The following is a 26742-nucleotide window of genomic DNA, read 5'->3' as shown; positions in this document are numbered from 1 at the left end:
ATGAGGTGGGCCGCCCTCACCCCCTGGGGAAAACCCCACCTTCGCGTCCCACGGTGTGACGGGCTGCTTACCCGTCCTTTATCAGGGCCTAGACTCCCGTGCGTACAGATCGTCGAACAGCCGAACAGCACGGGGTCGGGGAAACGGGTCCGGCAGGGCCAGGGAGTGAGGGAACGGACGGTGCGGGAGACGTTGCGGGGGTCGACCGCCGTCGTCGCGGCGGACTACTTCCAGTCCTACTCGGTCGTCGGACTGCTCGCCCTCGTCGGCGTGCTGTTCGTCGCCGTCGCCTTCGGTGCGGGACGCCTGCTGCGCCCGGTGGTCCCCACCCCGGAGAAACTGCTGACGTACGAGTGCGGTGTCGACCCCGTCGGCGAGGGCTGGGCACACACCCAGGTCCGCTACTACGTCTACGCGTTCCTGTACGTGATCTTCGCCGTCGACTCGATCTTCCTTTTCCCCTGGGCGACGGTCTTCGCCGCTCCCGGCTACGGCGCGACGACGCTCGTGGAGATGTTCATCTTCCTCGGCTTCCTGGCCGTGGGCCTGCTGTACGCATACAAGAAGGGCGTCCTGGCATGGACGTGACCCGCCACACCCCCGAACCGGTGCCGCTGCCGGAGCCGAAGCGGCTGGGCGCGCTCGCCCGGCTCGCCCCGGAGCCGATGAAGGTCGTCCTGAACTGGGGCCGGCGCTACTCGCTCTGGGTCTTCAACTTCGGCCTCGCCTGCTGCGCGATCGAGTTCATCGCCGCGTCGATGGCCCGGCACGACTTCATCCGCCTCGGCGTGATCCCGTTCGCGCCCGGGCCCCGCCAGGCCGACCTGATGGTGGTGTCCGGCACGGTCACCGACAAGATGGCCCCGGCGGTCAAGCGGCTGTACGAGCAGATGCCGGAGCCCAAGTACGTCATCTCCTTCGGCGCCTGCTCCAACTGCGGCGGCCCCTACTGGGACTCGTACTCCGTCACCAAGGGCGTCGACCAGATCATCCCGGTGGACGTCTACGTCCCCGGCTGCCCGCCGCGCCCCGAGGCACTGCTCCAGGGGATCCTGAAACTCCAGGAGAAGATCGCGCGCGAGTCGCTGGGGGAGCGGTACGCGACCGGTGCGGACCGTCCTTCGGCGGCCGCCCTGCAGAGCGGGCTCGTACGGCCGCCGGCCCCCGCGACCGCCGGCGAGGGGGACCCGCGATGAGTGGGACCGGCTGGCTGCCCGCGCCCGTCGGGGAACTCTTCGGGACCGACGCCACCGCGGAGGAGTCCTACGACGTTCTTACGGTGGACGTGCCGCCGGACACGTGGATCTCCGCGCTGCTGACCGCCCGCGACGAGTTGGGCTGCACGTACTTCGACTGGCTGAGCGCCGTCGACGAGCCGGGCACGGGCTTCCGTGTCTCCGCCCACGTCGTCGCCCTCGCCCCGGTCCGGCGCCTGCTGGTGCGCACGACGGTTCCGCACGAGGCGCCCGTCCTGCCCACCGCGGTGGACGTCTACGCGGGCGCGGCCTGGCACGAACGCGAGACGCACGAGATGTTCGGCGTCTCCTTCCGGGACCATCCCGGCCTGGACCACCTCCTTCTGCCGGAGACCTTCGAGGGCCACCCGCTCCGCAAGGACTTCGTCCTCGCGGCCCGTGTCGCCAAGGCCTGGCCGGGCGCCAAGGAACCCGGGGAGCCTGCGGCGGGTGCCGCCCACGGCGGCCCCAAGCGCCGCCAGATGCTCCCGCCGGGCGTGCCCGACCCCAACGAGTGGGGCCCCCAGAAGGGCGAGCTCCCGCCGGCCCCGTCCCGTCCGGCGCGGGGTGCGGCCCGGCCCGTGGGCGACCGCCCGGCCCGCCGCACCCGCACGGCGGCGGAGGGCTCCACCGGTCAGACGGAGACGGCGCCACCCGCCGCGAGGCCCCGTCGCATGCGCAGTGCCGGCGAGGGCTCGGCGAGCCAGACGGCTCGCCACGACGAGACGGCGACGGCACCAACGGCCGCACCCGAGTCCGCCGAGGCGGCGGAAGCCGCGACGGCACCCGAGCGCGCCGAGACCACGCCGCAGGCGACGCCGTCGAAGGCCGTGCCGCTCGCTGGGAGCGCAGGGGAGGACGACGACAGCCGTCCGGCGCCCGAGCGCGCCGAGACCACGCCGCAGGCGACGCCGTCGAAGGCCGTGCCGCCCGTTGGGAGCGCAGGGGAGGGCGACGACAGCCGCCCGGCGCCCGAGGACGCGGCGGCACGCCCGCGGAGTGAGACGCCGGAGCGCGCGGAAGGCGCTGCGGGGGAGTCCGCGGCCGCGCCCGAGGGTCCGGCGGAGGTTCCGGCCGACGCCAAGGGCGCGCCGCCGCGCCTCGGGGCTCGGCGGGCGCGGAGCGCGAGCGAGGGCTCGGCGTCCCAGCGCGGGCAGGCGGCGCGCCCGAAGCCGTCCGCCGCGCCGGGTGGTTCGGACGCTCCCTGGCATCACGCCCGTCCGGCGTTCGACGAACCCGAGCCGAGGCCCGAGAACGACGGAGCCGACGCCACCGAACCCCCCACCACGCCCGACGAACCGGAAGGAGGCCCGCGGTGAACGATGTCGTCGACGTCGCCCTGCGACTGGTCATCGTCTTCGCGGTGTTCCTGACCTTCCCCCTGATCGTGGGGCAGACCGAGCACAAGGTGATGGCGCACATGCAGGGCCGCCTCGGCCCCATGTACGCAGGCGGCTTCCACGGCTGGGCCCAACTCGTCGCGGACGGCGTGAAGTTCGCACAGAAAGAGGACGTGGTCCCGGCCGGTGCCGACCGTCGTGTCTTCCAGCTCGCCCCCGCCGTGGCCCTGCTGCCCTACCTTCTCGTGTTGCTCGCCATCCCGATCGGCCCCGGCGAGGGCGCCGTCGGCCAGGTCGTCGACGCGGGCATCTTCTTCGTGCTCGCGGTCATGGCCATCGGCGTCCTCGGCTCGCTCATGGCCGGCTGGGCCTCCGCCAACAAGTTCTCCCTCCTCGGCGGCCTGCGCACCGCCGCCCAGCTCCTCGCCTACGAACTGCCGATGCTGCTCGCCGCCGCCTCCGTGGCGATGGCGGCGGGCACGGTGTCCCTGCCCGGCATCGTCCACGCCTTCCACTGGTGGTGGCTGCCCTGGCAGATCGTCGGCGCGATCGTCTTCTTCGTCGCGGGCCTCGCCGAACTGCAACGCCCGCCGTTCGACATGCCCGTCGCCGACTCGGAGATCATCTTCGGCGCGTACACCGAGTACACCGGTCTGCGCTTCGCCCTGTTCCTGCTCGCCGAGTACGCCGGCATCGTCGTCCTGTGCGGCCTGACCACCGTCCTCTTCCTGGGCGGCTGGCACGGCCCCTGGGGCGCCGCCGGCCTCGGCTGGGTCTGGACCCTGCTGAAGACGGCGGTCCTCGCCTTCGTGGTCATCTGGCTCCGCGTCACCTACCCGCGGCTGCGCGAGGACCAGCTCCAGAAGTTCTCCTGGACCCTCCTCGTCCCCCTTTCCCTCGCCCAGATCGCCCTCACCGGCATCGTCAAGGTGGTGATCCAGTAGCCATGGCCCCCATCCCCGGCAGCGGCCTGGCCAAGGGCCTGGCCGTCACCCTCCGCACGATGACGAAGAAGACCGTCACCGAGCAGTACCCCGACGTCCAGCCCGATCTCCCGCCGCGCACCCGCGGCGTCATCGGCCTGTTCGAGGAGAACTGCACCGTCTGCATGCTGTGCGCCCGCGAGTGCCCGGACTGGTGCATCTACATCGACTCCCACAAGGAGACGGTCCCGGCGGCGACCCCCGGCGGCCGCGATCGCAGCCGCAACGTCCTCGACCGGTTCGCCATCGACTTCTCCCTGTGCATGTACTGCGGCATCTGCATCGAGGTCTGTCCCTTCGACGCCCTGTTCTGGTCCCCGGAGTTCGAGTACGCCGAGACCGACATCCGCGACCTCACTCACGAGCGCGACAAGCTGCGCGAGTGGATGTGGACCGTGCCCGCGCCACCCGCCCTCGACCCCGGCGCCGAGGAGCCCAAGGAGATCGCCGCCGCCCGCAAGACCGCCGAGAAGCTGGCGGCCGCGCAGGCCGAACCGCGGGAGGGGGACGCGTGAGCATCGCCGCCGCAAGCCACGGCTTCCTCTCCCCGACCGGCGTAGAGATCGCCTTCCTCCTCGTCGGCCTCCTCACCTTCGGCGCCGCCCTCGTCACCGTCACAACCCGGCAGCTCGTGCACGCCGCCCTGTGGCTGGTGGTGACCCTCGGCGGCCTCGCCGTGGAGTACCTGCTGCTCACCGCCGAGTTCATCGCCTGGGTGCAGGTCCTCATCTACGTGGGTTCCGTCGTCGTCCTCCTCCTGTTCGGCCTGATGCTCACCAAGGCGCCCATCGGCCGCTCCCCGGACGCCGACTCCGGCAACCGCTGGGCCGCCCTGACCGTGGCCGTCGCCGCCGCGGCCGCCCTGGTCTGGGTGGTCGTCGACGCCTTCCGCACCACCTGGATCGACCTGGACGGCGCCGCCTCAGGATCGACGAAGGTCACCGGCGAGAGCCTGTTCCAGAACTGGGTCCTGCCCTTCGAGGCCCTCTCCGTCCTGCTCCTGGCCGCGCTGGTCGGCGCGATCGTCCTGTCCCGCAAGGCGAAGGCGGCCGATGCCGCCGCCGACCGGGCCGCCGGCGCCCCGGCTCCGGGAACCGACGGCGACCCGGGCGCGAAGGAAGGTGTCCGCTGATGCACCTCGCCTATCCCGCCGTGCTCTCCGCCCTTCTGTTCTGCACCGGCCTGTACGGCGTCCTCGCCCGCCGCAACGCGATCCTGGTCCTGATGTCCGTCGAGCTCATGCTCAACGCCGTCAACCTCAACCTGGTCGCCTTCGACGTCTGGCTCAGCAGAGCCGCGATCGAGACCCTGCACTCCGGGCAGGCCCTGACCCTGTTCACCATCGCCATCGCCGCCGCCGAGATCGGCATCGGCCTGGCGATCGTCCTCGCCGTCCACCGCAACCGCGGCACCTCGGACATCGACCGGCTCCGCGACTCCGCCGAGGGCCCCGACGACTCCGACGACGGCCCCCACGGCGCCGCCGCGACCGCGGAGGCCGCTGAGAAGGCTGAGGCCACCGCGTGACCACGACCACCCTCGCCGTCCTCGTTCCGCTCCTTCCGTTCCTGGGTGCCGTGGCCGGCCTGCTGCTCGGCCGCACCGCGCCCGGCTTCGTCCGCCCGCTCGCCGTCCTGCCGACCCTGGCCGCCCTGGTCCTGGCCGTGCTGGTCGCGGCGGACCAGGGCGGCGGCCGGGCCGTCGACGCCGCCACCGAGCTCACCCCGACCGGCTCGGTGCCCATCGAACTCGCCCTGCACATCGACGGCTTCGCCGCGCTCCCCGCCGTGCTGGTCGCCGTCGTCGCCACCTGCGTGCAGATCTACTCCACGGGCTACCTGCGCGACGACCCGCGCTACCCCTCGTACGCCGCGCTCGTCTCCCTTTTCACCTCCGCGATGCTGCTCGTCGTCTACTCCGGCGACCTGATCGTGCTGCTGGTCGGCTGGGAGGTCATGGGCATCTGCTCCTACTTCCTGGTCGGCCACTACTGGGAGACTCCTGAGGCCCGCGCCGCCTCCATCAAGGCCTTCCTGGTCACCAAGCTCGGCGACGTGCCCTTCCTCATCGGCCTGTTCGCGCTCGGCACCGACGCGGGGTCCTTCCGGATCACCAAGGTCCTCGGCGCCGTCGCGAGCGGCGGACTGCACCACCCGACCCTGATCGCCCTGCTGCTCCTCGCCGGCGTGGCGGGCAAGTCGGCGCAGTTCCCGCTGCACACCTGGCTCCCCGACGCCATGGCGGGCCCGACGCCCGTCTCCGCGCTCATCCACGCCGCGACGATGGTCGCCGCCGGTGTCTACTTCGTCGCCCGGCTCCTCCCCGTCTTCCAGGCCTCCTCGGCCGCGATGGTCGTCCTCGCCGTCATGGCCGCCGTGACGATGGCCGGCTCGGCGCTCGCCGCGCTCGCCCAGGACGACATCAAACGCGTCCTCGCCTACTCGACGATCGGCCAGCTCGGCTACATGACCGGCGCACTCGCCGTCGGCGACCGCGGCGCGGCCGTCTTCCACCTCCTGTCGCACGGCGCCTTCAAGGCGCTGCTGTTCCTCGCGGCCGGCGTGATCATCCACGCCGCCGGCACCAACTCGCTGGCCGCCATGTCCCGCATGAGCAACCTGCGCGCCCGCGTCCCGGACGCCTACTGGACGATGACCGTGGCGCTCCTCGCCCTCGCCGCGATCCCTCCCTTCAGCGGCTTCTTCTCCAAGGAGTCCGTCCTCGGCGCCGCCGAACACGCGGCCACCGGCCACACCGGCCAGGCCCCCGCGGCGGCGGGCTGGACCGTCCTCGTGGCCGGTCTCCTCACCGCGCTGCTCACCGGCGCCTACGCCATGCGCCTGTGGCTGCTGGCCTTCCGCGGCCGGGGCGCCGAGGCCCCCGACCACGGCAGGCAGCCCCTCGCCATGAACGCCGTGCTCTGGGTGCTCGCCCTCCCGTCCCTCGCCTTCGGCGGCCTCGCCTTCCGGCTCCTGCCCGGATGGTTCGACGGCCGGGACCTGACCCCCACGCTCGTCACCTCCGTCCTCGGCACCGGCGTGGCCCTGGTCGGCGGCATCGTCATCTACGGCGCCTGGCAGCACACCACCGCGCTCGCCGCCCGGACCCCCCTCGGCGCCGTCGCCGCCCACCCCGAGGGCGACGCAGGACTCGTCGAGGCCGAGGCCATCGCCACCCACACGCCCGCGTACGGGGACATCGCCCACGCGCCCGACCCCGCCGACCCCGGACGGCTGCTGCTCGGGCCGCTGCACCGGCACGCGGCCGCCGGCTTCCACCTCGACGCCGTGTACTCGGCACTCTTCGTCCGCCCGGTGCTGGCCGGAGCGAGCCTCGTCCGGTTCCTCGACCGGGAGGTCGTCGAGACCTACGTCCGCGGCGCCGGAGCCGTACCCCGCCTGCTCGGGGCCGCCGTACGGCGCGCCCAGACCGGCAATGTGCAGACCTATGTGAGCGCGCTGCTCGCCGGCACCGTCGTCCTGGCGGTCGCCGCCGTCCTTCTGGCCACGGGAGCGTGAGCAGGCGTGATCGATATCAACGAGTCCGTGATGCAGTTCCTTCTGGCGTTCCTCGTCGCCGGCCCGCTCCTCGGAGCGCTCGCCGCCCTCCTGCCCGCGCCGCCCGGACTGAAGGGGAAGTCACCCGAGCAGGCCGTGCTCCGGCACGGTGTGACCGTCACCGGCGCGATCCTCGCCGCCGCGATCGTCCTCGCCGTCGGCTTCGACCACGCCCACCCGTCGAAGATGCAGGCCACGACCGACATCAGCTGGATCCCCGCGCTCCATGTGCGCATCCACCTCGGCGTCGACGGCATTTCCCTCCCCCTCGTCGTACTGACCGCGCTGCTGACCTTCCTCTGCGCGCTGTACTCCTACTTCAAGCCGCCCACGGGCCCCACCCCGAAGGCGTTCGTCGCGCTGCTGCTCCTGCTCGAGTCCGGCACCCTCGCGACCTTCGCCGTCCTCGATCTGCTGCTGTTCTTCCTCGCCTTCGAGATGGTCCTCATCCCGATGTACTTCCTCATCGCCCGCTGGGGCGGCGAGGGCCGTCAGGCCGCCGCCTGGCGGTTCATCCTCTACACCCTGCTCGGCTCGGTCGTCATGCTGCTGGGCCTGCTCCTCGTCGGGCTCAAGACCGGCACCTTCGACATGGTGGCACTCGCCACTGACAACGGCCGGTCACTGACCGCGTCCGTGCAGGTCATCGCCGTTCTGGCGATCGGTCTCGGCCTCGCGGTCAAGACGCCGATGTGGCCGCTGCACAGCTGGCTGCCGGACGCCCACACCGCCGCCCCGACCGTCGGCTCGGTGCTGCTCGCAGGCGTCCTGCTGAAGATGGGCACGTACGGCTTCGTCCGCATCCTGCTGCCCATCGCACCCGACGGCTTCCGCACCCTCGCGCCCTACCTCGCCGCCCTCGGCGTCGTCGGGATCATCTACGGATCCCTGGCCTGCCTCGCCCTCGTCCGGCAGGGCGCGAAGGGCGACCTCAAGCGGCTCATCGCCTACTCCTCCGTCGGCCACATGGGCTTCGTCCTGCTCGGCATCGCCACCATGACCCCCACCGGCGTGAACGGCGCCCTGTTCGCCAACATCGCCCACGGCCTCATCACCGGCCTGCTGTTCTTCCTCGTCGGCGCGCTCAAGGACCGCACCGGCACCACCGACCTCGACGCCCTGGCCGACACGTCGGGTGCCGCGCTGTACGGAAAGGCCCCGCGCCTCGGCGCGCTCCTCGCCTTCGGCGCCGTCGCCTCGCTCGGACTGCCGGGCCTCGCCGGGTTCTGGGGCGAGATGCTCGCCCTGTTCGGCTCGTTCCGGCCCGCCGCCGATCTCAGCCGGCCCGCCTTCCTCACCTTCATGGCGATCGGCGCCCTCGGCACCCTGCTCACCGCCGCGTACATGCTCGTCGTGGTCCGCCGCGTCTGCATGGGCGACGTACCGCGGCAGGCACCGCGGCTCGCCGACGTCCGGGGCTACGAGTTCGCGGCCTGGACCCCGCTCGTCGTCCTCACCGTCCTCGCCGGACTCTGGCCGAAGGCCCTGCTCGGGCTCACCGACCCGGCCGTGCAGCAGCTCCTCGCAGGAGGCACCCGATGAGCGCCCTGGCCCAGACCGCGGCCCCGTCGGTGGTCCAGTCCGTCGACTGGCTCGCCGTCGCGCCGCCCACCCTCACCGCGGTGATCGCCCTCGTGGTCCTCGTCGCCGACCTCTTCCTGCCGGAAGCGCGCAAGCCGCTCCTCGGCCGGCTCTCCGTCGCGGGACTCGCCGCCGCCGCGCTGCTCCTCCTGCCACTCCTCGACGGCGACCACGCCACGTTCTGCCAGACCGGCCGGCCCGGCGCGTGCAGCTACACCGCCGACCACTTCACCCTCGTCATCCAGTTCCTCGTGCTCGGCGGCGCCCTCCTGACCGCGCTGCTGTCGGTCACCGCGCTGAAGGACGCGCGCAGGACACTGCCCGAGGGGGAGTTCTGGTTCCTGCTGCTGGCCTCCGCCGCCGGTGCCGCGCTCCTGCCCGCAGCCCGCGACCTGGCGACCCTGATCGTCGCCCTGGAGGTCGCCTCCCTGCCCGCCTTCGCCCTCGTCGGCCTCCGCAGCGGCGACCGCAGGTCCTCCGACGCGGCCCTGAAGTTCTTCCTGTCCTCGGTGACCGCCACCGCCGTCAGCCTGCTCGGCGTCAGCTTCGTCTACGCCACCACCGGCACCCTCTACCTCACCGAGATCGCCGAACGCATCCAGCACGTCGACGGACAGTTCCACACGCTCGCCCAGACCGGCGTCGTCCTCACCCTCGTCGGCTTCGCCTTCAAGACCGCCGCCGTCCCCTTCCACTTCTGGGTGCCCGACACCTACGTGGGAGCCCCCCTGCCGATCGCCGCCTACCTGTCGGTCGTCGGCAAGGCCGTCGGCTTCACCGGACTGATCCTCGTCACCGTCGTCGCCTTCCCGTCGTACTCCGGCGCCTGGGGTCCCGCGATGGCCGTGCTCGCCGCGCTCACCATGACCGTCGGCAACGTCGGCGCCCTGCGCCAGCAGGCCACGCGCGCGTACAGCGCGGTACGGCTGCTCGCCTGGTCCTCCGTCGGCCAGGCCGGCTACCTCCTGGTGCCGATCGCCGCCGCCGGCTACTCCAGGAATCCGCAGAAGTCGATCGGCTCCACGGTCGCCTACGCGCTCATGTACGCCGCCGTGAACATCGGCGCCTTCGCCGTGGCCGCGCTCGTGGGCCGTACGCGGGAACGCAACCGCGTCAGCGACTACCGCGGCCTGTACGCCACCAACCCGCTGACCGCCCTGCTGCTGGCGTTCTTCCTGCTCTGCCTGGCCGGCCTTCCGCCGGGCGTCATCGGGCTGTTCGCCAAGGTCACCGTGTTCTCCGCGGCCGTCGACGCCGGACTGGGCTGGCTCGCCGTCGTCATGGCCGTCAACGTCGTCATCGCGCTGTTCTACTACCTCCAGTGGACGGCCCTGCTGTTCCGCGCCCCCGAGGGTGAACCCGTCCGGCACCGCGTCCCGGCCCCTCTCACCGCCGCCCTCGCCCTGACGGGCGTCCTCGGCGTCGCCCTCTCCGGCGCCCCGCAGCTGGTGCTCCGCTTCGCCGGCACCGGCCTGTTCTGAGCATCCGGGGCCTCACCAAGCGCGCGTAGGAGACACCTGGCCTCGCCACATGCCCGCAGGAGCCGCCCCGGCCTGCCCACGCGCGCGTGGGGCACCCGGCTCTCACGCGCGCGTGCCGCCCGGAGCCCCGCTCACCCGGACGGCCCGCGTGCCGACGCACCCACCAGGGAACCCGTGGCCGCCGCCTGGCGTTGACCAGTTCGGAAGGGTCCACTGGACGTGACACCACACGGCACCGGTGGAGTCGAAACACAGCAAGCGAAGGGTTCCCCTGCCGCACCACTTGGAGGGCGTACCGTGCACCGCCGGCACAACGGGCTCAGGACCGCAGTCCTCCTCGGGGGACTGTCCGCACTCATCATCCTCATCGGCAGTTTCTTCGGCCGCACCGGCCTGGTCGTCGCGGTCCTCATCGCCCTCGGCACCAACGCGTACGCGTACTGGAACAGCGACAAGCTGGCGCTGCGTGCCATGCGGGCCCGCCCGGTGAGCGAGTTCGAGGCCCCGGCCCTCTACCGGATGGTCCGCGACCTCTCCACCCAGGCCCGCCAGCCCATGCCCCGCCTGTACATCTCCCCGACCGAGGCACCCAACGCCTTCGCGACCGGCCGCAACCCGCGCAACGCCGCCGTGTGCTGCACGGAAGGCATCCTGCGCCTCCTGGACGAGCGCGAGCTGCGCGGCGTCATCGGCCACGAGCTCAGCCACGTCTACAACCGGGACATCCTCATCTCCTCGGTCGCCGGCGCGCTGGCCTCCGTGATCATGTTCCTGGTCAACTTCGCCTGGCTGATCCCGATCGGGCGCTCCGACGACGACGAGGGACCCGGCCTGATCGGCATGCTCCTGATCCTGATCCTGGGCCCGCTCGCCGCGTCCCTCATCCAACTGGCCATCAGCCGTTCCAGGGAGTACGAGGCGGACGCGTCCGGCGCCCGGCTCACCGGCGACCCGCTCGCCCTCGCCGGCGCGCTGCGCAAGCTGGAGGCGGGCACCCAGCAGCTTCCGCTGCCCCCCGAGCCGCGCATCGAGACCGCGAGTCACATGATGATCGCGAACCCGTTCCGCCCCGGTCAGGGACTGTCGAAGATGTTCTCCACGCACCCGCCGATGGCGGAGCGCATCGCCCGCCTCGAGCAGATGGCCGGCCGCCGGCTCTGAGACGCGTGCTCAGCGTCCGCCGAACCCGTCGCCGGTCCGCACCACTTCACGCCCCAGGGGCATGAGCGAGGCCGGGATGAGCTTCAGGTTGGCCCAGCCGAAGGGGATGCCGATGATCGACAGGAACAGCGGGATGCTGGTGATCAGGTGCCCCAGCGCCAGCCACCAGCCCGCGAAGACCAGCCAGATCACGTTGCCGATGAACGACCCGGCCCCGGCCCCCGGACGCTCCACGGCGTCGCGGCCGAACGGCCACAGGACGAATCCCGCGAGGCGCAGCGACGCGATGCCGAACGGGATGGTGATGATCAGGACGAAGCAGATCAGCGCGGCGATCAGGTAGCCGATCGCCATCCAGATGCCGCAGAAGACCAGCCACACGAGGTTGAGCAGCAGGTTGATCACCTTCATGATCGGCATCCTCCAAGGTCGTTCAGGGTCGTTCCCGCCGGCATTGCCCGCTGACTCAAGTATCGGCGCCGAAAGGGGGATTGGGGGCGGCCGCGGCTCCTTGTAGCGCGATCGGGAACGTTCGGAGACGATCCCGCGGCGCACCGGCGCCGCACGCCGTCCCCACCGCGCCGCACGCCGTCCCTACCGCGCCGCCCACCACCGTCGTACGCCGTACGAGGCCATGCCCGCCAGCAGCACCCCGCTGCCGACGGCCACCGAGAGCCATGGCAGGGCGAACGCCAGCGTCACGCATCCGACGAGGCCCAGCGCCGGCACCGCGCGCCGGGCGGGAGCGGGATCGAGGGTCCAGGCGGAGGCGTTGGCGATCGCGTAGTACACCAGGACGCCGAACGAGGAGAAGCCGATCGCGCCCCGGAGGTCGACCGTCGCGGCCAGCGCAGCGACCACGGCACCCACGGCCAGCTCCGCCCGGTGCGGCACCTGGAAACGGGGATGGACGGCCGCCAGTACCCCGGGAAGATGCCGGTCCCGGGCCATGGCCAGGGTGGTCCGCGAGACGCCCAGGACCAGGGCGAGCAGTGACCCCAGCGCGGCCACGGCGGCTCCCACGCGCACCACAGGGACCAGCCCCGGAGCCCCGGCCGCCCGCACCGCGTCGGCCAGCGGTGCCGCCGCGCGGCCCAGCCCGTCCGGCCCCAGCACCGAGAGCGCGGCCACCGCCACGCACACGTACACGGCCAGCGCGATGCCGAGGGCGAGCGGGATCGCGCGCGGGATGGTGCGCGCCGGATCCCGTACCTCCTCGCCGAGGGTGGCGATCCGCGCGTACCCCGCGAAGGCGAAGAACAGCAGCCCGGCCGCCTGAAGGACGCCGCCGGCGCCGACGGAGCCGCCGATGGCCGCCCGGTCGGCGGTGGAGGTGCCGGAGCTCAGGCACACCGCGACCACGGCGGCGAGGACCGCCAGCACGACCGCCACGATCACCCGCGTCAGCCAGGCGGACTTCTGCACGCCGCCGTAGTTCAGCGCGGTCAGCGCCACCACGGCCGCGACGGCCACCGCGTGCGCCTGCCCCGGCCAGACGTACGCGCCCACGGTGAGCGCCATCGCCGCACAGGAGGCCGTCTTGCCGACGACGAACGCCCAGCCCGCCAGGTGGCCCCAGAACATGCCGAGCCGTTCACGCCCGTACACGTACGTGCCGCCGGAGGCCGGATACCGGGCGGCCAGCCGTGCCGAGGAGCCGGCGTTGCAGTAGGCCACCACGGCGGCGACCGCGAGCCCGACGAGCAGCCCGGGGCCCGCCGCGCGGGCCGCCGGCCCCAGGGCGGCGAAGATCCCGGCCCCGATCATCGAGCCGAGCCCGACGACCACGGCGTCGCCGACCCCGAGGGTGCGGCGCAGCTCGGATGAGGACGGGGCAGCGGACCGGGTCATGGCCCGAACCCTACTGACGTGTGCGACCGCGGCCGACAGCTGCAACCGGGGGATGCCGTCGGGGCGTCCTCCTCCACGACGCGCTCCTGGCGCGGGACGCACACGCGTGTGGTAGGCACGATCACAACACGTGACAAGCACGACAAGCACGACGCGCGGCCTGCCGGCACGGCAGCACAGCCTGTTCCGAACCCGAACCGCGAGGCACCGGGACAACGCGGGCACGGCGTGGAAGGGCAGGTTCAGAGCATGGGCATCATCAGCTGGATCATCCTGGGGCTCCTGGCCGGCGCCATCGCGAAGCTCCTGCTGCCGGGGCGCGACCCGGGCGGCTTCATCGTCACGACTCTCATCGGCGCCGCCGGGGCGTTCCTCGGCGGCTGGATCTCCGCCCGCTGGCTGCACCACCCGATCAGTCGGCAACTCTACGACGGCGCCACCTGGGCCGCCGCGATCGGCGGCTCGCTCGTGCTGCTGATCGGCTACCGCATCTTCTTCGGCAACTCGCGCGACTGAGCGGGAAAAGGGTGGGCACCGCGGGGGTGCCCACCCTTTCGCTCCGCCCTCCGCTTCGCCTACCGGTACTACCGGTAGTTCACGAACTGGAGCGCGAAGTCGAAGTCCTGGCCCTTCAGCAGCGCGATCACGGTCTGGAGGTCGTCGCGGCTCTTGGAGCTGACGCGCAGCTCCTCACCCTGGACCTGGGCCTTCACGCCCTTGGGGCCCTCGTCGCGGATGAGCTTCGCGACCTTCTTCGCGTTGTCCTGGGAGATGCCCTCCTGGATCGACGCGAAGAGCTTGTACTCCTTGCCGGACAGCTGCGGCTCGCCCGCGTCCAGGGCCTTCAGGGAGATGCCGCGCTTGATCAGCTTGGACTGGAAGACGTCGAGGACTGCCTTGACGCGGTCCTCGGAGTTCGCCTCCAGAAGGATCTTCTCACCGGACCACGAGATCGAGGCGCCGACGCCCTTGAAGTCGTAGCGCTGGGAGATCTCCTTGGCGGTCTGGTTGAGGGCGTTGTCGACCTCCTGCCGCTCGACCTTCGAGACGATGTCGAAACTGGAGTCGGCCATGTCCTGTGGCTCCTTGCATCGGGGTGTGTCGGGGTGCGTGCCGTGCCGGATGCGTGCCGGCGGGCGTGGGGGAACCGCCGATCCCGGCCTCCGGGCCGCGGGTCGCATCCGCACCAGCCTAGCCATCCCGGACGGTCACGGCCGCCGATCAAAGGGGTGGCGGAGCACCCCTCGGCATCGGGTATTGTTTACGTCGTTGCCGGGGAGCCCGCCGAAAGGCGGTTCGAACGGCAGCATCCCAAGGCGGTGTGCCCGAGCGGCCAAAGGGAGCAGACTGTAAATCTGCCGGCTCAGCCTTCCCAGGTTCGAATCCTGGCGCCGCCACTCTGGGAAAGACCCCCTCCGATCAGCCATCATGGCAGGTCGGAGGGGGTTTGTTGTTAGTGATCCCCGTTCGATTCGTCGTGGACGGGATGCGGACGTGTCTCACCTCATGCCGCGTGTATCCCACTGTCGATCAGTGTGCGTCCCCCAGGTGTCCCCCGGGCGAGAGCATGATCACTCCGGCTCGTTCCACTCCCGGAGAGCCGCGTCGATCCGGCTGTTGGCACGCTCGCGGGTCTGGCCAAGCACCTTGGCGTACACCTTGTGCAGCACTGCGATGCTGTGGCCGGCGCGGCGGGCGCACTCCATCGCGTCCACGCCAGAGCTGAGCCAGAATGACACTCCGGCGTGCCGAAGGTCGTAGGGGCGCCGGGCCAGCAGCGAGGCTGTCTCTGCCTCGCTCAGCACGTCCCGGCGGGCCTTCGCCCATACCTCCCCGTAGCCGGTCTCCTGTAGCAAGCCGTTACGGTTCGTCCGGAACAGCCGGCCGTCAGGTGCCGTGCCCTGCTCTGTGATGTGCTGCCGCAGCATGCGGACGAAATGCGGCGGGATGGGCACCGGTCGGGAATCCTTCTCGGCACGGGCCTTGAGGTGGCGCGTCTCGTGAGCCGTTCCGTCGTTCGTCCAGCTCCGTCCGGCCCGGACGATGCCCTGTCGCAGGGTGAGCATGCCCCACCCCGTTTCCGGGAGGTGGCACTGGTTCGCGCGCAGTCCTGCGGCTTCGGCCGGCCGCATGGCGGCGTAGTACAGGCAGCCGAAGAACGCCTCCAGATGCTGCCCACGGGGCCCCTGCTCGCGGACTCCCGTCAGGAGTGCGCGCACCTGACGCGGATTGGCGACGCTCTCGGGGTCCACGGCCTCTACCGACTTCGGTGCGGTCCACTTCACGGCCGCGTGCGGGTTTACCGGGACGGTGAAGTACTTCTCCTCCACGGCGAGTCCTAGAACGTCGCTCAGGCACGCACGCTTGCGCTTTGCGGTGCGCGGTGACGCTGTCTTCCCGTCCAGCCGCAGCGAGAGGGCGTCCAGGGCCAGGCGTACGGTCGCGGAGTCCTCCAACGCGGACACTGGCATGGAGTACTTGGCAATCCACGCGAGGGCGCGGGCTACGTCGTCCGGCGGGGTCTCGCTCCAGCGGTTGCGGTTGTACGCCCACCCGTAGAGCGCCCGCCGCATGAGCGCGGCATCTGGCATGCCCACCCTTGTCTTCACGAGCGCGGGAGTGATGGTGGCCAGCGCGTCGGCGTAGTTCTTCCGCGACTTCGCAGGGGCCTGCGCCCACTTGCGGTCGACGTAGGCGCGGCTGTGCTCGTACCAGGTGATGGAGCCCTGTTTGGCGCGTAGTTCGGAGACCGGGAGGCCCGTTTCTTCGTCGAACTGGTCCCCACGTCGCACGGCGGACATGAGTTCCGAGCGGCGCCCCTCCGCCTGCACCTTGAGCGTGTAGCTCTTGGAGTGCTTGCGCTCCCCGACCAGCCAACGGAGGCGGTACGGCTTCGGCCGGTCTTTGCGGATTTCGATGGAGTAGAGGCGAACGTCGTACGTGAGTGACATGCAAACTCCAGAGGGGCCCACTGGAAGCGGGCCCCTCGTGTCTCGTGTGTGCGGGTGGTGGTCGGTCAGGCGGCGTCTTCCATCGACGACCACCAGGCGTCGAGGTCGCTGCGGCGGCAGCGGAGCTGTCCGTTGGGGAGCTTGATGAGCTTGGGAGCCTTGCCGCGGGCGCGCATGCGATAGAAGGCGGCGCGGCTCATCTCGATCTCTTCCAGTACTTCCGGGAGCTTGAGCATCTTGGGGGCAGCCAAGGCGAAGACTCCTTCTCAGGTTCAGCGGGGAAGGCAGCGAACTTTCCGGCGGGGGAGCCCGAGTCTGTCCGAGGTGCGGATTTCTGCGTCACCTGCGTCATCTGCGTCATTCACGGCTCTGACCTGCTGTTTCGGGGTGACGCAGCGCGGTGGGGGTGTGTCACCGGTGACGCAGTCCTTCGTCATCGGGTGACGCGGGTGACGCGGGGTGACGCAGGGATCGGCTGTCTGCGTCACCCGTCTTCTGGCAGGTCACCGGGCGTTTTCGGGGTGTGGGTGACGCAGGTGACGCAGCGTCTCTCTACTTCGGACAAAGAGGGGGTGGTGTCTGTTGTGGTGCGCGGGTCAGAGAGTGAAGAAGGAGCCGCTTCGCGGCGCGTCCAGCGCAGGGCGGCGCTGCCGCCGAAGAGCAAGAGGAGCACGCGTGGGCGGGTGCTCCTCTTGCTTGTGGGGCGGTCGTGGTGCCGCGCGGTCAGAAGGCCGCTTCCTGCTCGGACGGGGGCGACGTGGCGGCCGGCCGCGCGATCTCGATGTAGCGGGATGTGTTGGTGCGTCCCCAGTCGATGAGGACGCCCCGGGCGGCGAGGGTGGGCTGAAGGCGCTTGAGCCGGTCTGAGAGCACCTTGCCGGTGGTCGGCCACCCTTTGGGCAGGGGGCGGAAGTCCTCGCCCGTGTAGAGGGCCGTGAGGCAGTGCAGCCATTCGGCGGACGTCATCCGCTGCTCGGTGCCCGGGTCGATGCCGGCGGCGTGCTTGAGCACGGTCTGTGCCAACAGGTCGCCCTCGATGACGTCGTCGTTGAGGTCGTCCAGGCTGGCCCGGTAGGCGGCGAGCGCTCCGAGACCGGTGGCCGCGTCGAGTTGCGCGCACAGGTGCGCGAAGTCGGCCATGCGCAAGTCGGTCGGGATGTCCGCCTCAGCCGCTCGCACCTGCACGGTGAGGTCCAGGAGCGAGCCGAGGATGACGGGCAGCACCTCTGCGAAGTCGGACCACAGTTCCGCCTCGGTGCGCCGAACGCGGGGGCGTTCCAGCCGCAGGGGCAGGAGCCGTTCGGCGAGGTCTGGACGGATCACGCCGACGTCGATGCCGGTCAGGAGCAGGGGGCGGCGGTAGCCGATGCGGAAGACGTCCCCGTCGGTGAACAAAGCGCGCTTGACGTTCTCGGCCCCGGTGACGATGCAGCACATCGCGTCCGACAGCTCCGGGGTCATGTGGGAGAGGTTGTCCAGGGCGGTGACCCAACCGGCCGCTACCGCCGTGATCAGGTTCTCCTCATCCTTCGGCGCCCGGCGCAGGTCCCCGGTCATGCCCTCGATGATCCGCACGAGCATCCGCCCACCGGTGGACTTGCCCGCACCCTGCGGGCCCGTGAGGAACGGGGCCGGGACGGGCACTGCCGGCCCTAGGCAGCCGATGAGCCACGCGATGGCCAGGCACTCGGTCTCCGCGGTGGCGAAGTTGCACAGCCGCATCAGGAGATCGATGCCCTTTCCGTTGGTGTCCTTGACGGGCAGGGGCAGTTCCCCGGTGAGCTGGGTACGGCGCCAGCAGACTTCCTGCGGGTCCGGGGTGCGGATGTCCCATCCGGTGGGGTGGATGCGCACTGACTGTCCGTCGCTGCGTCCCAGGTCCAGCCACGTCGCCCCGTCGAATCCGGGGGCGACGCGGATGTGCACGGGCTGCACGTCCTCCGTCAGTGCCAACGCTTCGATCAGGTCCAGCGCCTCCTTCATGGCGGTGCCGTTGAACACGCCCACCCCGTCGCGGAACAGACCCACCATGAGTTCCTGCCGGTGGCTGCCCGTGGTGCCCTGCGAGCGGATCGGCCGGGCCACGGGGTGGCCGTTCCTCTGCGCGTACACGGTCCCGTCGGCAGTGCGGAAGTACCGGAAGTGGGCCTGCGCGTAGTCGGTGATGACCTCGCGGGCCGGGGTCTTCTCGTCGTCGGACATGGTCACATCCCCAGCGCCGTCAGGGCGTTGGCCCACGCGTCGGTGCAGTGCCGCGGCGACTCGCCCTTGGCCTGCGCGGCGGCGAACAGCCGGCCGACGTGAGTGTCGGTGAGGCAGCCGCACCGGCCGTGCGTGGACAGCACGGCCAGGAAAGTGCGGTACACGGTCGCGTGAATCGCGCTACGGGCCTCCGCGATGCGCTGTTCCGCCATGGCGATGCCACGGTCCAGATAGGCGGGCGTGCGATGGCGGCACTCCCTGCCCCCGACTCCCGTGGGCGCGGCTACCGCGTGCGGCGCCGGCGGGGCCGGGGAGGGTTCCTTGACGGCCAGCGCGCGGACGGCATCCGGCAGGGCGGTCATGGCGCTGGTGCCGGGCCCGAGGTAGCGGGCGTAGGCCATGGACGACTTGATGTCGACGCCGGGCCGCACCGCGTTGCGGGACGCCATGGTGCCTCGGTAGATCCAGTGCTGTCCGCGCGTCGTCGGCACGGTCCGCGTGGCGGGCAGGGCACCGCGGGCCCAGGCGATGGCGTCCGCGTTGTCCAGGTCGACCACGGTCAGGCCGGCGCCGCCGGGGTGGTAGCCGACGCACACCGCCTGCCGCCACGCCGCGACCCACGGAGACGAGACGATGACGGCCGGGGCGGTGGTGGCGGCGGCCCAGGCATGGCAGATGCCGGGGCAGCGGCAGGGTCCGGCGGTCTTCATGTTCGGCCGGCCGCCGCACGCGTTGCCCGCGCAGGTGCGGCAGTTGCCGAACGGGACCTTGCCCCTGCGCAGGGGCAGGACCGGCACGCCGGACGCGGCGAGGCCCAGGGCGGTGCGCAGGTGCCCGTTCATGCCTTCTTCGCGGGTGCGCCCTCGCCGGGTGTCAGCGGGTTGCGTCATGCTGGGGGTCCTCCAGTTCGTTACGAGCGTGCTGGCTGGCAAGGGCGGCCCCGGACTTTGGCGAGATGGGGGCCGCCCTTGGCGTAGCTAGTGGTTGGTCGTGCGGGCGAACAGTCCGCAGGTGTGGGTGGTGGTGTTCTCCTGGCGGACCGGGCCGGCGTAGTGGTGGTGGTGTTCGGTGTGGGCGGCCTTGAGGGAGCGCAGGGCCGATCCGATGGCGGCGGCGACGGCGGCCACGGCGGCGATGGGCAGGGTGACGAACAGGACGGACGCGAGGGACACGGCGGCGAAGCCCTGGCAGGCGAGCCAGACGCCGCAGCCGACGCCGACGCATGCGGCACCGATGCCGATGCCGGCGACGGCGGTGCCGGCGGCCCAGGCGGGGACGATCCGGTGGTCCGGCTGGGGGACCGGCGGCGTGGTGCCGTAGGCGGGCAGGGGGCTGGTGTCGCGGTACGAGGTCGGCACCTCGGGTGCGGGCCGGTAGGCGTCGGCGATGATCCGCCGTGCCTCGGCCGCGGCCTGGTCGTCGCTCATCCGGGCGTCCGGCAGGGCCGGGCTGGGGGTGGTCTCGGGGGTCATGCGGAATCCCTTCCGGTGCTCACTTAGGGAGGCGGAACCACCCCCTTGCGGGGTGGCTGTGGAGGGGTGTTTCAGGTGGTCTGACCTGCGTGCCTCCCTGACTCCCTGAGCGATCATTTGTGCTGGTCAGGGCCAGGGAGGCGGGTCAGGGAGGCGTTCAGGGAGTTCTCCCTGCCTCCCTGACCCGGCGGGGGTCGCCTCCCTGTCACCCGGAGGCGGAAGCGGAACCGTCGCCGTCGCGGTTGGTGAGGGCGCGGGCGACGCGGTCGCGGCCGACGACCATGCGGCCGTCGGACTTGTACGGCTCCGCGCCGGCGTCCTCCAGGACGCGCTTGAGGTCGCCGGGCGTCCACCGCCCGTAGGCGTCCGAGTTGAGCGCGGAGAGCCGCTTGAGGACGTCCGCGGTGAGCACGCGCGGCGCGTCCCCGAGGACGGCGAAGATGTCGGCGAGCGGGTCACGCTCCTCCCCGCGCTCGATGACGCGCAGCGTGGTCACCCCGTCCCGCAGCGCCTTGGCACGCTCCGCGATCTCGGTCGCCGTCTCGGTGTCGATGTAGTGGGTGCGCACGGTGATGGACGCCTGGCCGGCCGGGATCTCGATGCCGTCGGAGGCGACGACCAGGGTTCCCTTGTCCAGGCCCTGCCGGAGGAGGTGCGGAGCGGCGCCGCCGTCGACCGCCTTGTCTCCCAGTGCCATGCGGGACTGCGACTCGGTACCGAGGGCGAGGGAGGCGCGGGTGTGGGCGCCCTCGCGGACGAGCTTGGGAAGGTTCTGGTCGGTGGGGTCCTGCGTGCCCTGCCACAGCAGCACGTTCACCGCACGGCCCTGGTTGTGAATCTTCCGCGCGGCCGTGAAGTACCGGGACGTGGCCTTGCTGCCGCCGTACGGCCGCCGGTCCTCGTCCTTGGCCGGGCACATGAACGCCACCTGCGCCTCGTCGACCAGCAGGATCAGCGGCGGGAAGGCGGCCCCGTCCGGCGCCTGGAGACGCCGGTTCATCTCCTCCACACCCCCCTCGACCATCTCCGTCGCCTCGATCACATGGTCATCGGTCGGACCCTGGATCAGGACCGTGGCGAGCCCATCGAACATGGCCCAGTCACCGGCGCCCTTCAGATCGGCGATCCGGAACTCCACGGTGCGGTCCAGGGCGAGCCACAGCGCGAGCGCCCGCAGCGCGGCCGTCTTGCCCTGGTTCGACAACCCGGTGACCAGGAGCATGCGCTGAAACAGGCTCAACAGAGCCGCATCCCCGCGCAGGTCCTGCCCCCAGGGGGCGCGGCCCTTGGCGTAGTCGGCGGTCAGGGTGTCGTCGGTGGCCAGCGGGGACGGGCCGATCGGCTCGTCCAGCGCCCCGGAGTCGGCGATCCACAGCCGCACGGTGCGGGCGGCTTCCGGGAGGGTGATGAATACCTCGTGCTCGTGCCTCGTGAGGTTCTCCGCGAGCTTCCGGCGTCGGTTCTGCACCTCGTTCGTGGACACGCCGGACGGGAGGGTGACGTCGACTTCGACGCCGCATCCGGCGATGCGGATGGGTCCGAGCATGGACGCGCCCGCGTCGCCCATCTCCTTGATGGCGTTCCGCAGTGCGGGCACGCCGAGGTCGCGCAGGGCCTTGACCACGATGGACGGGGTGATGGGCTCCCCTGTCGTGTCGCGGACGGTCGCGGGGAGTGCCCATTGGGGTGCGGCTTGCTGGTGGCTGCCGACGGCCCACAGGGCGAGCAGGGCGAGGAACGGGCCGATCGAGACGAGCGGCCCCCACACCACTTGCACGATCGTGATGAGCAGGCGGATGAACTCCACCACTGCCATCAGCGGGGTGACGACGTCGGTGGCGTCCTGGTTGGCGATGGCGAGGACGACGCCGAGGGCGACCAGGGAGCCGATGCCCATCCCGGTGCCGACCAGCACACCCTTCGCCGCGTCCATCGGGGAGTGGAGCAGGTCCATGCGGCGGCGGTGGCGGGCCTCGCGGAAGCGCTGCCCGCGCTCCTCCCACTCGGCCGCGGCCTCGTAGTTCCCGGCCGCCTCTGCTGCACGGAGCATGCGCTCGTAGCGGGCAGCGGTACGGCCGTCCCAGGTCCGGCGGGCCACGATCCGCGCGCCCCCGAACACGTAGAGGCCGTGCCGGGCGGCGCCGCGCGCGGCCGTCCTGGTCGTCTCGTGCGTGACCACCGCGCGGATGGCGCGGCCCGAGCGGACCCACAGCGGCACGACCGGGGAGGCCGGCTGCTCGGGGACGACGGTCAGGGCCGGGCGGGTGTCGACGGTGGCGGGCGGGTCGGTGTGCTTGTGCAGGTGAACGACGTTGCCGCTCATGACAGGACTACTCCTGACTGCCCCGGTCCGGGGCGGAAGTTGAGGGGGAGGCGGCGGGCCGGCCGGGCCGGTTCGGGCCCGGCCGGATGCGGTCACCACCAACCGGAGGACTTCTTGGCGGACTTGGCGGCGGCGGCCTCGGTGACGACGCGCTGCCGCTCCGTCTGCAAGGCGGTGATCTCCGCGATCAGCCGGGTCTCAGCGCTGCTCCACGCGGACTCAAGGCGGCGGTCGGCCAGGTCGGTGCCACGGCCGCGCATGACCCCGTAGGAGCCGCCGGCCATGGCCGCGACGATCGCGCGCCGCTCGCGGCCGTCCAGCGGCCACATCTCCCGCTCGCGAACCGCCTCCAACTTCCGGTTCGTCTTCTGGATCTCGCGGTCCAGCCGGCGAGTGTCGGGCTTGCCCATGTCAGGTACTCCTCGCGGGTTCGGAGTGGTCGGGGAAGGCACAGGGAACGCATGTGCCGAGCGAGGCCGGGATGACGTAGCCGGCGTCGGTGCGGCACTGCGGGCAGGTGCGGCGGGCGGCATTGGCCTTGGCCAGGGCCGCCCGCCTGGCCGGGGTCATGGGCCGTACCGGTTTGGCCAGGTCGACCCGGTAGAGGTAGGCGACCAGGGGTCCGCGGCGGCGGCGTGGCCGTTCGAGCTGAGCGGCCACGTCCTGACCGCCGGGCCGCAGTCCGCGGGCGCGGAGTTGGCGGCGGGTGGCGTAGCCGTCCGGGGCCAGGCGCCACCGGAACACCGGCAGCGCCCCCATCACGCGACGCGCTTCCACGCGGCCCGCAGGCGGACCTCGGAGGCGGAGTGGCCGGCCGCCCGGAAGCGGGCCGCCATCTCCCGGTAGGACAGGGCCGGGGTCTCGCTGTGACGGATCTGGTCGACCAGCGCGTCAAGCGCGTCGTCGGTGAGCGCGGGAGCGGCTTCCAGTGCGGGTGCCCCGGTCGGCTCGCTCGGACCCCAGATGGGGAGTTCCCAGCGGGGTGTGACGCCGGGCGTGACGGGGGTCGTCACGCTGGTCAGCGCCCTCCCGGTCTCCTCGCCCTTCCGGGCTGTCTCCAGCGTCGACCAGGCCCGAGACAGCGTCTTGGCGGTCTCGGCCTGGACGTGCGCGACGCGTGCCCCGGCCTGCGTCACGGCCGTCAGCCGGGTCTCCTCGGTGGCGGCCTCGGCCCGCAGCCGGGCGCGGGCCACAGCGGCTTCGTCGCGCGCTTCCTGCTGGATTCCCCGAATCGCCCCGAGCGCGGTCGGAGTGAGCGCGGTGCGCTCCCACAACCCGTGGACCAGCCACAGGGCCTTGGCCGCGATCGGCAGCCACGCCACGGCCAGCCACGCGCCCGTGGAACCCTCGGCGGTGACCGCGTGGGCGATGAGAACACCGGTCGCGATCAGGCCGAAGCACCAGCCGACGCCGGTCACGACGCGGCTGTGGTCGCCCTGTGCCGCGAGGCGGCGTTCGTAGGCGAGGGTGGCCAGCCATCCGCCGTCGATGCCGAGACCGACGACCAGGGCGACCGGCCACGGCATCGCCGTGCCCAGCCACATCACGACCACGGCCAGGGTCAGGACCATGGACACGGCCGTCATCGCGACGGCCGGCAGAACGGTCTTCGCGCTCACGCCACGTCCCCTTCCTGCTCGCGCACGTCCACGGCCGCGATCAGAACCACCGGGGTGCCGCCGTCGCCGTGGACCCGGCTGTCCTCGACCCAGGACCACTGAGCGCCCGGCGCCACCTCGTAGCCGAGACCGGCCAGCACCGCCCGACGCTCCGCGACGGTGGGCACCGGTGCGGACCGCTCCCACCGGAAGGTGGGCCACTCGGTCTCGCCGAACAGCACGACGTACAGGCGCCACGGCCCGCCGTCGCTCGCCATCTGCGCCGTCAGCGCCGTCACAGCGCACCCCCTGCCGTGAGCAGGGCGGCGAGGATGAGCAGGGCCCCGCCGGTGTAGGTGAGGTCGACCGCGCGGCGCAGGCAGGTGAACTTGGCGACGGCCAGCCGGGACAGGCCGGCGATGTCCGCAGCGAGGTCCCCGTCGTTGACGGTGGTGGTGATCTCGTCGGGGGTGAGGGTGGCCCACAGCGGGAAGCCGTGCCGACCCCTCAGGTTCGGGCGCACCGAGCGCAGCAGCATCCCGGCCGCGGCGACCAGCACCGCCAGGCCGCCCCCACCGACGATGGCGGCCGACAGGGTCAGGGGCAGGTCGCGGGCGACCGTCCACGCACCGGCCAGCACCGCGCCGACGAACGCCAGCAACAGCCCGGTCTTGCTGTCCGTCCGCGCGATCTCCGCCTTCACCTCGGCGTGCGCAGCACTCAGGTCCCGGCCGGTGGCACTCACGCGGCACCCCCGGGCACCATCGCGCCGGACGTGCGGTTGAGCAGGGCCACACGGGCGGCGAGCGCCCGGCGGCGGGCCCGGCGGATGCGGCGGGCGTCCAGCTCGGACGGCGTGCGGTCCAACGTGATGATCTGCGCGTCCAGCAGGTCGACGTCCGCGAGGATCACGGGCATCTCCAGCTCGATCGCGTCCAGCTCCGCGGCCGTCGGCTCCATGAAGTCGGCGAACGCGGTAACAGCGTCCTGAACAGTAACGATGTGACTCATTGGGTCTGGTTCCTTCCAGAGAGGAACGGCCCGAACGCGGCTCCCGGGTGGCACCCCGGGAGCCGCTCGCCGTTGAAGTCGGTTCCGACTCCCCGCACTCCCGTCCGTCCGGCCCCGCGCGAGGCGGTCCGTACGGGCGGGAGAGGCAGCCGGCCGCAGACTGTGGTGCTGCGAAACCAGAGCGGACCGCACTACCGCAGAGGGCGCCCACCGACCGGTCCATCACGGTGGCGCCTGGATTCTTCGTCGGTGCATTGGATGCCCCTTTGTCGAGGTCAACAGATGTGAAGCACTGCAAAGGGGACCTAGTCCCCACTCTCCGGCCGTTGCTCGCGGTCACCGGGCCACCTCGCCAGTACGGGCCGAAACCCTGTTCCACCTGGCCTTTAGCGGGATTGCAGCGTCCCCGCCCTCCGCATCAGCGCAGGCGAAGGCAACTCAAGGGAATTGCTCCGCTTGCTCAACTTGTTGGTACAAGCTGATGCAGTGATGCTGCACCCGCAGGTACTGAGCCGTCAAGGGATTGGGGGCCACATGTACCAACAAGTTGAGCGAGTGAGTCATGATGGAGGCATGAGCAAGCAACCGAAGTACCGGCAGGTGGCCGATGCCCTGCGCAGAGAGATCGACAGCGGCACGTACGCGCCGGGCGCGCGGTTGCCGTCGGAGAGCGACCTGATGAAGCGCTTTGACGCTTCGAGGAACACCGTGCGGAACGGGCTAAGTCTCCTGGTCAGCCAGGGTCTCGTTTGGTCCAGCCAGGGATTGGGCTACGAGGTCCGATCGCACGAGGTGTTCAAGCTCAACGCCTCCCGGTTCGAGAACTTGGACTTCCCGCAGAACGGTGACGCGTACCGCACGGACGTGACCAACGCCGGCCGTCGACCGCATCAGACGTTCCGAGTCGAGATGACCCCGGCGTCCGCGGATGTCGCGGAGCGGCTGAAGGTCGACGTGGGATCTACCACGGTTCTTCGGTTCTGCCACCGGTACGTCGATGACGTGCCGTGGTCGACACAGGCCACCTGGTATCCGGCGTGGCTTGTGGAGCGGTCCCCACGGCTCGCTGAGCCGGGCGACATTGAAGAGGGGACCACCCGGTATCTCGCATCGCACGGGATCGAGCAGGTGGGCTACTTCGACGAGATCGCGGCGCGAATGCCGACTCCCGAAGAGGCACGCCTCTTGGAGATCGGCGCCGGGGTGCCCGTGATGCTCTGGACGCGTACCGGCTACTCGGAGGATCAGCCGATCCGGTGCACGGTCACCACCTTCCGGGGAGACCTGAATCAGATGAACTACGAGATCGGCACCCTGTCCGGCCGGGAAGAGAACGAGCCTCAGTGAGAATCTGCTCAGCGCAACCGCGCGACCTGGCCAAGCTGCTCGCCTTCCGGCAGGAGGCAGCAGCTTGGCTGTCTCGTCTCGGTACCGACCAGTGGCAGCGCCCCTACCCGGCTGACAAGCTGCTCGCCACCATCGAGGCGGGGGAGGTCTTCATGGTGCGCGAGGGCGACGCCACGGCGGCCACGATCACGTTGACCCCGGTGGCGGAAGAGGGACTGTGGACCGCAGATGAACTACGCGACCCCTCCCTGTTCATCAACAAGCTGACCGTGGCGCGGACGCACGCCGGTCAGAACCTTGGCGGCCGGTTGCTCGACTGGGCCGGGGACCGTGGCTATCGGGCGGGTGCCAAGTGGCTTCGCCTGGACGCCTGGACGACGAACACCGGCTTGCAGACGTACTACCTGCGCCACGGTTTCCGGCATGTTCGGACGGTTCAGCAGGGGTTCGCCGTGAACGGCGGACCGAGGGTGTCAGGGTGGCTCGCACAGCGGGCAACGGGCCTCACGGCGCACGGATTCACGGACGAAACCGCAGCTCCCGAGTACGTGGGCTGACATCAACCGCTGACATCAACACGCAGCCCACCCCAGCCGGATAAGACTTTCCCTGCTGCCATCAAGGCCCGCGCACGGCGCGGGCGCGCGCC

At 71.4% G+C, this 26742-nt stretch carries 29 protein-coding genes and 1 tRNA gene; 15 read left to right on the top strand and 15 right to left on the bottom strand.

Annotated elements, in window-relative coordinates:
• Positions 1 to 180: 180 nt before the first annotated feature.
• The 11 genes from ACIP4X_RS10085 to htpX all read left to right on the top strand — a co-directional run bounded on the left by ACIP4X_RS10085 (position 181) and on the right by htpX (position 11338).
• Positions 181 to 588 (top strand): NADH-quinone oxidoreductase subunit A, encoded by a 408-nt coding sequence (locus tag ACIP4X_RS10085; protein WP_141359431.1) that lies wholly within the window; start codon positions 181 to 183, stop codon positions 586 to 588.
• Positions 579 to 1196, top strand: coding sequence for an NADH-quinone oxidoreductase subunit NuoB (locus ACIP4X_RS10080; protein ID WP_391455963.1), 618 nt, complete (start codon positions 579 to 581; stop codon positions 1194 to 1196). Before ACIP4X_RS10085 ends, ACIP4X_RS10080 begins: the two co-directional genes overlap by 10 nt.
• Positions 1193 to 2554, top strand: coding sequence for an NADH-quinone oxidoreductase subunit C (locus ACIP4X_RS10075; RefSeq protein ID WP_391455965.1), 1362 nt, complete (start codon positions 1193 to 1195; stop codon positions 2552 to 2554). The genes ACIP4X_RS10080 and ACIP4X_RS10075 overlap by 4 nt, the downstream gene beginning before the upstream one ends.
• Complete coding sequence (locus tag ACIP4X_RS10070) at positions 2551 to 3519, top strand: complex I subunit 1 family protein (RefSeq protein ID WP_358736396.1); 969 nt, start codon at positions 2551 to 2553, stop codon at positions 3517 to 3519. Before ACIP4X_RS10075 ends, ACIP4X_RS10070 begins: the two co-directional genes overlap by 4 nt.
• Positions 3520 to 3521: 2 nt before the next feature.
• Positions 3522 to 4073 carry an NADH-quinone oxidoreductase subunit I gene (locus ACIP4X_RS10065; protein WP_358736395.1) on the top strand — a complete coding sequence of 184 codons (552 nt, stop codon included), beginning with the start codon at positions 3522 to 3524 and terminating at the stop codon, positions 4071 to 4073.
• Entirely contained in the window at positions 4070 to 4690 is a 621-nt protein-coding gene (locus ACIP4X_RS10060) for an NADH-quinone oxidoreductase subunit J (RefSeq protein WP_391455968.1), read from the top strand. Before ACIP4X_RS10065 ends, ACIP4X_RS10060 begins: the two co-directional genes overlap by 4 nt.
• Entirely contained in the window at positions 4690 to 5085 is a 396-nt protein-coding gene (gene nuoK / locus ACIP4X_RS10055; RefSeq protein WP_358736391.1) for an NADH-quinone oxidoreductase subunit NuoK, read from the top strand. The genes ACIP4X_RS10060 and nuoK overlap by 1 nt, the downstream gene beginning before the upstream one ends.
• Positions 5082 to 7076 carry an NADH-quinone oxidoreductase subunit L gene (locus ACIP4X_RS10050; protein WP_391455971.1) on the top strand — a complete coding sequence of 665 codons (1995 nt, stop codon included), beginning with the start codon at positions 5082 to 5084 and terminating at the stop codon, positions 7074 to 7076. The genes nuoK and ACIP4X_RS10050 overlap by 4 nt, the downstream gene beginning before the upstream one ends.
• Before the next feature lie 6 nt (positions 7077 to 7082).
• Positions 7083 to 8657, top strand: coding sequence for an NADH-quinone oxidoreductase subunit M (locus ACIP4X_RS10045; protein WP_391455973.1), 1575 nt, complete (start codon positions 7083 to 7085; stop codon positions 8655 to 8657).
• A complete protein-coding gene (locus tag ACIP4X_RS10040; RefSeq protein ID WP_391455975.1) occupies positions 8654 to 10177 on the top strand; it encodes a proton-conducting transporter membrane subunit in 1524 nt (507 codons plus the stop codon). The genes ACIP4X_RS10045 and ACIP4X_RS10040 overlap by 4 nt, the downstream gene beginning before the upstream one ends.
• 297 nt (positions 10178 to 10474) lie before the next feature.
• Positions 10475 to 11338: a zinc metalloprotease HtpX gene (htpX, locus tag ACIP4X_RS10035; protein ID WP_358736383.1), complete on the top strand. Its 864-nt coding sequence runs from the start codon at positions 10475 to 10477 to the stop codon at positions 11336 to 11338.
• Positions 11339 to 11347: 9 nt separating this feature from the next.
• Here the strand turns inward: htpX and ACIP4X_RS10030 are convergent, their stop codons facing one another.
• Both ACIP4X_RS10030 and ACIP4X_RS10025 read right to left on the bottom strand, forming a co-directional pair.
• Complete coding sequence (locus tag ACIP4X_RS10030; RefSeq protein ID WP_358736381.1) at positions 11348 to 11749, bottom strand: YccF domain-containing protein; 402 nt, start codon at positions 11747 to 11749, stop codon at positions 11348 to 11350.
• A gap of 183 nt (positions 11750 to 11932) precedes the next feature.
• Positions 11933 to 13189, bottom strand: a complete 1257-nt coding sequence (locus ACIP4X_RS10025; protein ID WP_391455977.1) for an amino acid permease — start codon at positions 13187 to 13189, stop codon at positions 11933 to 11935.
• Positions 13190 to 13438: 249 nt separating this feature from the next.
• On the opposite strand from ACIP4X_RS10025, the gene ACIP4X_RS10020 reads away from it, so the two are divergent.
• Positions 13439 to 13705 carry a GlsB/YeaQ/YmgE family stress response membrane protein gene (locus ACIP4X_RS10020; RefSeq protein WP_391455978.1) on the top strand — a complete coding sequence of 89 codons (267 nt, stop codon included), beginning with the start codon at positions 13439 to 13441 and terminating at the stop codon, positions 13703 to 13705.
• 68 nt (positions 13706 to 13773) lie between these two features.
• Here ACIP4X_RS10020 and ACIP4X_RS10015 read toward each other — a convergent pair whose 3' ends face one another.
• Positions 13774 to 14262, bottom strand: a complete 489-nt coding sequence (locus ACIP4X_RS10015) for a YajQ family cyclic di-GMP-binding protein (protein WP_100569714.1) — start codon at positions 14260 to 14262, stop codon at positions 13774 to 13776.
• 242 nt (positions 14263 to 14504) lie between these two features.
• Between ACIP4X_RS10015 and ACIP4X_RS10010 the strand changes: the two genes are divergently transcribed.
• Positions 14505 to 14586, top strand: a tRNA-Tyr gene (locus ACIP4X_RS10010).
• Between the two features lie 174 nt (positions 14587 to 14760).
• On the opposite strand, the gene ACIP4X_RS10005 is transcribed toward ACIP4X_RS10010, so the two are convergent.
• The 12 genes from ACIP4X_RS10005 to ACIP4X_RS09950 form a co-directional block, all read right to left on the bottom strand.
• Complete coding sequence (locus ACIP4X_RS10005; protein ID WP_401347669.1) at positions 14761 to 16140, bottom strand: tyrosine-type recombinase/integrase; 1380 nt, start codon at positions 16138 to 16140, stop codon at positions 14761 to 14763.
• A gap of 65 nt (positions 16141 to 16205) precedes the next feature.
• A complete protein-coding gene (locus ACIP4X_RS10000) occupies positions 16206 to 16391 on the bottom strand; it encodes an AlpA family transcriptional regulator (protein WP_156698646.1) in 186 nt (61 codons plus the stop codon).
• 472 nt (positions 16392 to 16863) lie between these two features.
• Positions 16864 to 18342, bottom strand: a complete 1479-nt coding sequence (locus ACIP4X_RS09995; RefSeq protein ID WP_401347666.1) for an ATP-binding protein — start codon at positions 18340 to 18342, stop codon at positions 16864 to 16866.
• A gap of 2 nt (positions 18343 to 18344) precedes the next feature.
• On the bottom strand, positions 18345 to 19232 hold the full coding sequence (locus tag ACIP4X_RS09990; RefSeq protein WP_401347663.1) for a bifunctional DNA primase/polymerase: 888 nt from the start codon (positions 19230 to 19232) through the stop codon (positions 18345 to 18347).
• 87 nt (positions 19233 to 19319) lie between these two features.
• Positions 19320 to 19814 (bottom strand): hypothetical protein, encoded by a 495-nt coding sequence (locus ACIP4X_RS09985; RefSeq protein WP_401347661.1) that lies wholly within the window; start codon positions 19812 to 19814, stop codon positions 19320 to 19322.
• A gap of 205 nt (positions 19815 to 20019) precedes the next feature.
• Entirely contained in the window at positions 20020 to 22137 is a 2118-nt protein-coding gene (locus ACIP4X_RS09980) for an ATP-binding protein (protein WP_401347658.1), read from the bottom strand.
• 92 nt (positions 22138 to 22229) lie between these two features.
• Complete coding sequence (locus ACIP4X_RS09975; RefSeq protein WP_401347655.1) at positions 22230 to 22547, bottom strand: hypothetical protein; 318 nt, start codon at positions 22545 to 22547, stop codon at positions 22230 to 22232.
• A 1-nt stretch (position 22548) separates the two neighbouring features.
• A complete protein-coding gene (locus ACIP4X_RS09970; RefSeq protein ID WP_401347772.1) occupies positions 22549 to 22896 on the bottom strand; it encodes an RRQRL motif-containing zinc-binding protein in 348 nt (115 codons plus the stop codon).
• The gene (locus tag ACIP4X_RS09965; protein WP_401347654.1) at positions 22896 to 23756 is read right to left on the bottom strand and encodes a protein spdB; all 861 of its coding nucleotides are present in this window, start codon (positions 23754 to 23756) and stop codon (positions 22896 to 22898) included. Before ACIP4X_RS09965 ends, ACIP4X_RS09970 begins: the two co-directional genes overlap by 1 nt.
• Positions 23753 to 24034 (bottom strand): DUF6303 family protein, encoded by a 282-nt coding sequence (locus tag ACIP4X_RS09960; RefSeq protein ID WP_401347651.1) that lies wholly within the window; start codon positions 24032 to 24034, stop codon positions 23753 to 23755. Before ACIP4X_RS09960 ends, ACIP4X_RS09965 begins: the two co-directional genes overlap by 4 nt.
• The gene (locus ACIP4X_RS09955; protein WP_401347648.1) at positions 24031 to 24480 is read right to left on the bottom strand and encodes a Pycsar system effector family protein; all 450 of its coding nucleotides are present in this window, start codon (positions 24478 to 24480) and stop codon (positions 24031 to 24033) included. The genes ACIP4X_RS09960 and ACIP4X_RS09955 overlap by 4 nt, the downstream gene beginning before the upstream one ends.
• On the bottom strand, positions 24477 to 24746 hold the full coding sequence (locus ACIP4X_RS09950) for a DUF6284 family protein (RefSeq protein ID WP_401347646.1): 270 nt from the start codon (positions 24744 to 24746) through the stop codon (positions 24477 to 24479). Before ACIP4X_RS09950 ends, ACIP4X_RS09955 begins: the two co-directional genes overlap by 4 nt.
• Before the next feature lie 573 nt (positions 24747 to 25319).
• Here ACIP4X_RS09950 and ACIP4X_RS09945 point away from each other — a divergent pair.
• Together ACIP4X_RS09945 and ACIP4X_RS09940 are read left to right on the top strand one after the other, a co-directional pair.
• Entirely contained in the window at positions 25320 to 26093 is a 774-nt protein-coding gene (locus tag ACIP4X_RS09945; protein ID WP_401347644.1) for a GntR family transcriptional regulator, read from the top strand.
• Positions 26090 to 26650 carry a GNAT family N-acetyltransferase gene (locus ACIP4X_RS09940; RefSeq protein WP_401347641.1) on the top strand — a complete coding sequence of 187 codons (561 nt, stop codon included), beginning with the start codon at positions 26090 to 26092 and terminating at the stop codon, positions 26648 to 26650. The genes ACIP4X_RS09945 and ACIP4X_RS09940 overlap by 4 nt, the downstream gene beginning before the upstream one ends.
• Positions 26651 to 26742: the final 92 nt, after the last annotated feature.

Origin of the sequence: Streptomyces sp. NPDC088817 (assembly GCF_044750345.1) — a bacterium.
Classification (GTDB): domain Bacteria; phylum Actinomycetota; class Actinomycetes; order Streptomycetales; family Streptomycetaceae; genus Streptomyces.
Note: the sequence above shows the minus strand (reverse complement) of the source record. Positions and strands in the feature narration are given on the sequence as shown.

Coding starts and splice junctions, on each gene's coding strand:
- ACIP4X_RS10015 (WP_100569714.1), bottom strand. CDS start 14,262: ATGGCCGACTCCAGTTTCGACATCGTCTCGAAGGTCGAGCGGCAGGAG.
- ACIP4X_RS10080 (WP_391455963.1), top strand. CDS start 579: ATGGACGTGACCCGCCACACCCCCGAACCGGTGCCGCTGCCGGAGCCG.
- nuoK (WP_358736391.1), top strand. CDS start 4,690: ATGCACCTCGCCTATCCCGCCGTGCTCTCCGCCCTTCTGTTCTGCACC.
- ACIP4X_RS10005 (WP_401347669.1), bottom strand. CDS start 16,140: ATGTCACTCACGTACGACGTTCGCCTCTACTCCATCGAAATCCGCAAA.
- ACIP4X_RS10030 (WP_358736381.1), bottom strand. CDS start 11,749: ATGAAGGTGATCAACCTGCTGCTCAACCTCGTGTGGCTGGTCTTCTGC.
- ACIP4X_RS10075 (WP_391455965.1), top strand. CDS start 1,193: ATGAGTGGGACCGGCTGGCTGCCCGCGCCCGTCGGGGAACTCTTCGGG.
- ACIP4X_RS09970 (WP_401347772.1), bottom strand. CDS start 22,896: ATGGGGGCGCTGCCGGTGTTCCGGTGGCGCCTGGCCCCGGACGGCTAC.
- ACIP4X_RS10065 (WP_358736395.1), top strand. CDS start 3,522: ATGGCCCCCATCCCCGGCAGCGGCCTGGCCAAGGGCCTGGCCGTCACC.
- ACIP4X_RS10025 (WP_391455977.1), bottom strand. CDS start 13,189: ATGACCCGGTCCGCTGCCCCGTCCTCATCCGAGCTGCGCCGCACCCTC.
- ACIP4X_RS09950 (WP_401347646.1), bottom strand. CDS start 24,746: ATGAGTCACATCGTTACTGTTCAGGACGCTGTTACCGCGTTCGCCGAC.
- ACIP4X_RS09990 (WP_401347663.1), bottom strand. CDS start 19,232: ATGACGCAACCCGCTGACACCCGGCGAGGGCGCACCCGCGAAGAAGGC.
- ACIP4X_RS09980 (WP_401347658.1), bottom strand. CDS start 22,137: ATGAGCGGCAACGTCGTTCACCTGCACAAGCACACCGACCCGCCCGCC.
- ACIP4X_RS10040 (WP_391455975.1), top strand. CDS start 8,654: ATGAGCGCCCTGGCCCAGACCGCGGCCCCGTCGGTGGTCCAGTCCGTC.
- ACIP4X_RS09945 (WP_401347644.1), top strand. CDS start 25,320: ATGAGCAAGCAACCGAAGTACCGGCAGGTGGCCGATGCCCTGCGCAGA.
- ACIP4X_RS09995 (WP_401347666.1), bottom strand. CDS start 18,342: ATGTCCGACGACGAGAAGACCCCGGCCCGCGAGGTCATCACCGACTAC.
- ACIP4X_RS09985 (WP_401347661.1), bottom strand. CDS start 19,814: ATGACCCCCGAGACCACCCCCAGCCCGGCCCTGCCGGACGCCCGGATG.
- ACIP4X_RS10020 (WP_391455978.1), top strand. CDS start 13,439: ATGGGCATCATCAGCTGGATCATCCTGGGGCTCCTGGCCGGCGCCATC.
- ACIP4X_RS09975 (WP_401347655.1), bottom strand. CDS start 22,547: ATGGGCAAGCCCGACACTCGCCGGCTGGACCGCGAGATCCAGAAGACG.